Raw genomic sequence first — 4,451 nt, forward strand, 5'->3', positions numbered from 1 at the left:
TACCAGCTTTTTCATAAACATAAGTAACTTCTGTTGTACCTTCTACAACCTTACCTTTTTCGTTTGAGCCAGCCTGAACTTCTTTGTAGTAGTATACATCACCAGTCGCATCTTCAACGATTTTCTCTGGTTTGTTGTCAGTTGTGTCGTAAGCTGTACCTGTTGAAGTTGTCTTTGTATCTACTACTTGGGAAGCAATTACTTCACCATCAGTATTTACGTAGTTAACGACAACATCACCTTTGACTTCTTCGTAGACATAAGTGACTTTTGTTACGCCTGGAACAACTTTACCTTTTTCAGTTCCTTGAGTCAATTGAGGAACCAACTTGAATGTGCGACCGTCTTTAGTTGTGATTGTTTCTGGCTTCACATCTGTTGTATCGTACTCTGTACCTGTTGAAGATTCTGGTGTATCTACTACTTGTGCTTGTATTTCTTCACCTGTTGTTGAGATGTAATTTACAACAACTGAACCTTTGACTTCTTTGTAGACGTAAGTAACTTCTTTTGTTACACCTGACTCAACTTTACCATCTTCATTACCTTTAGTTGCTTCTGGAACAAGTTGGTACACTTTTCCATCTGTGCTTGTGATAGTTGTTGGTTTCAAATCAGTTGTATTGTAGGCAGTACCAGCTTTAGTATAGCTTGTATCTGTTACGGTACTTTCAGTTGTTGTACCTTTATCTGTTGTACCAGAAATTGGATTTCCATCTTGATCAACATAATTGACAATAACATCGCCACCTTTTTGGTAAACGTAAGTTACATTTTTAGTCACGCCAGCATCTACAGTACCCGTAGTAGCATCAATACCAGTTGCTTTTCCGTTGCCAACTACAGTCAGGTTATTTTCATCACCAACTGTACCAACTTTGTATTCTCCTGCTGGAACAAGATAGTAAACTAGACCATTTACTGTGATTTCGTTTTGCTTGTTATCTAAAACGGTGTCATAGCCAGTACCTGGTTTACCATTTGTCACATCTTCAACTGACGGTTGCAATTCATTACCGTCTGTATCTACATAGTGTACATTGACATTACCAGCTTTTTCGTAAACATAAGTCAATTGTTTGACTGTATCAGTCTTAATTGTTCCTTTTTCACCATCAATTTTCTCATTTGAACGATAGTCTGTATCCGTCTTGTCATCTACAACAGGGTGGAGATTTTTTGCTGTAGTATCAATTTCTTTGTAGTAGTATAGGGTACCGTCTGCAGCTGTAATAGTTGGATAACGTACTGAAGTTGTATCGTAAGCTGAATCAGTGTCTCCGTGACCCACTATCGTTACCTTGTCTGCTACAGTTTTTCCATTAGAAGTAGTGAAGTCAGTAAGAACCTTGCCGTCCGAAGTGATGTAGTAAACCTCAACACCACCTTTTTCAGTATACCAATAGCGAGCATGTTGCTCATTTTTTGAGTTGCTATTCCGCATACCAAGTTCTTTACCACCAAGATCCCATTGAGCACTATCAGTAGCTCCTGGAATGACCCCTGTATCAACTAAACGTGTTTCTCCGTTAGCGGTCTTATAATTATATCCGAAATACCAAATTGCTTCAGGATATGAATTTGCATCCAAAGGTCCTGTAGCGATAGTAACAGTATCTGTATCGAAACTTTCCTTTGCATATACATCTTCAACGAATGGATTACTTGGAGGAGTTACACGCCATTTAATCGGATCAAGAACATTACCATCAGCATCCACATAATTACCATTTGTATCTGTCTTATATACTTTAAGATAGTTAAGCAGATAGACAGTCTCATCAGTTCCTTTTACAAGCGAATCAGTTGCACTAGCTACTGAAATTGTTGTTCCAGCATTTGTCGTAATAGTAGACTTGTCATCACTTAGGGTACCAAGAACATTCCCATTTTCATCTAACACTTGGACTATAGTGTTCTCAAGTACCAATTTATCCGCTTCATAGAACTTCGCAGAAAATGTTCCTTCTTTGGTATTGTAAGTCCCTGGCTTAAGGACCTCAGAAGTAAACATCAATTTAAAGTAATCTTTCAAATCAGAAAGAGTTGCTTTGTTCATGTTGGACTTATAAAATTTTGCCCAATCTGGATTATTTGGATCCAACATATAAAGTTGTTGTTGGATTGAACCATCAGCTCCTGTAATTGTTACCACACGCACTTCATTATTATTAGGTTGCAACTGAAGAGTTTGAGTTCCCACAATATAATCAGATGCCAAAACACCCGAAGTTACGCTTGGTAACTCTGACTTAATAAGCTCGTAATTGTCAAAGTCGATGGCACCAGCAATACTAAATTTATCACCAATCAGTCCACCAGCTTGAGTATACTTCGCCAATAATTCACGTGGTCGTCCAGTATCAGCATTTTCTTTTACAAAGTAAGAAGTGGTCTGTGTTGTTGAACCTGTTACACTTGCAGAAGCGGTCGTAAATCTTTCGCCAACACGTTTCGGTTCTAATTTACTATACAAGAAGGCATTCTTATTAGTACCATTGCTATTGTTAATAGTAATAGTCCTTGTTGTTCCACCATTTGCAGTTTGAACATTGTACACGAAACTGTAGATGGTTTTATGAGCGGTATCTCCCTCTAACTCTTTCAGTTCTTCAAAGTTGTTTGCCACTCCTGGTGCTAACTTAATAGTTCTAACAACATTATTCCCATTGTCGGTTTTTTCAACTAATTTAGCATAAACAACATCCTCAGATGCACGTTGTGCAGCATTTGTAGACACAGAAAATGTTATGTAGTAATTATGATTGACCCAATCATTAAAGTTCTGTCCATCGCCATAACCAGCAACCGTATCAAGGTTTAAAATAAGAAATGTATCACGGTCAGCTTCTTGATCTCCATTGTAGCCATCTGGATAGTTCCTATCAGCCTCTGTAATAGTTGCTTGCTGATCAGCAACAGGAAGCCCTGAATTGGCTGCTTTTGCTGGATCCGGAATCTCCCAAACACCATTCTGAGCATAGTAAATAGATCTTGGGTTAGTAACATCAATAGTTGTTTCAGCTGGAGTTCCAGCAGCGGTATTCAATACTGCAGTGATTTCACCATCTGGATAATACTTACGCAATTCTAAGACTAGAGCTTCTACGTTTGTACGAACTGCAGTGATTTGAGCGTTTATTTGCGCAAGTGTCGCTACTGAGTTTTCAAAAACTGCCGTTGCTTCCGTTACAACCAATTTTGTAGCATCTGCTGTTATTTTCAAGGCTTCATTGCCTTCTGGTGAAGCCGTGTAAAGTCGGTTTGCCTTATCTGACAAGACTTGAGCTTCTGAAATGTTTTGCTCAAGAATGACTTTTGCTTCTGCTACAGTTGTCGGTTCTGCTACAGTGGTAGCAGGTGTTGTTGCTGGTTCATCTGTTGTACTAGATGATGTTGTTGTACTTGCTGTATCTGCTGCTACTTTTTTCACAACTTTGAAGACAACTTTCGTATTAGCGCCTTCTACAACTCCTGTAGTAGACGTTGTCATGTCGTTTGCAACAAGTTCATAACCTGCAGGTGCTGTTGCTGTTTCAGTAACAGTTGCAATCGCAGTTTTATCAGTTGTTTTTGTTTCAACTGATTTAACAGTAGATGCTACAGCTTTTCCAGATTCATCTTGATACTCAACAGTATACTCAATTGTCGCTACACGCTCTGTAGCTGTTGTCGTAGTTGTAACTCCTTCAGTCGCAGACGATGAAGTTGTTTCACTTGTAGACGTAGCCGTTGAGGCGTCACTCATAGGCGTTGTTGGCTCTGTTGTTGAACTTGGTGTTTCAACCACTGAACTTGGTGTTGTTGATGCGCTTGTATCAGTCATAGCTGAACTTGGTGTTTCAACCACTGAACTTGGTGTTTCAACCACTGAACTTGGTGTTGTTGATGCGCTTGTATCAGTCGTAGTTGCTGATACTTCCCCACCTCCCGTCAAAGCAAGTGCAACACCTAGTAATACACTGGCTGCGCCAAAGTGGTACTTACGAATCGAAAATCGAGGGTGTAAATCATACCAATTCATTGATTTCTTTCTTTTGTTTTTAGACATAAAGTCCTCCTCTAATTATTATTTAATAGTAACAACATTACATAACTCATTCTATACTCTTTCATAACATATCTCTCACCTCCTCAATATACAAAAAAGACACCATTTACTACACTCCCTCCACAAGGAATTATAAAAATGGTATCTTTTTATCGCGATGCATGCTGAAAAGAAGGTAGAAACTACCCCTGTCTGTCTGTCTGTCTGTCTGTCTGTCTGTCTGTCTGTCTGTCTGTCTGTCTGTCTGTCTGTCTGTCTGTCTGTCTGTCTGTCTGTCTGTCTGTCTAACATCTCACATCTTGTCATACTCATCATACTCATCATACTCGTCAAGTTCCTACATGTCTTTAGAAATATTATAGCATAATTAACCTACTCTAGCAAATGATTTGACAACTAT

1 protein-coding gene is annotated in these 4,451 nt (G+C 39.0%); it reads right to left on the reverse strand.

Going from position 1 to position 4,451, the window contains the following annotated elements; translation table 11 throughout:
• The coding region (locus tag ACHUFA_RS10900) for a MucBP domain-containing protein (protein ID WP_394406085.1) at positions 1-4,051 on the reverse strand (4,051 nt) is incomplete at its 3' end.
• Between the last annotated feature and the right edge of the window lie 400 nt (positions 4,052-4,451).

The organism is Streptococcus hepaticus, assembly GCF_043656315.1.
Taxonomy (GTDB): Bacteria; Bacillota; Bacilli; order Lactobacillales; family Streptococcaceae; genus Streptococcus; species Streptococcus hepaticus.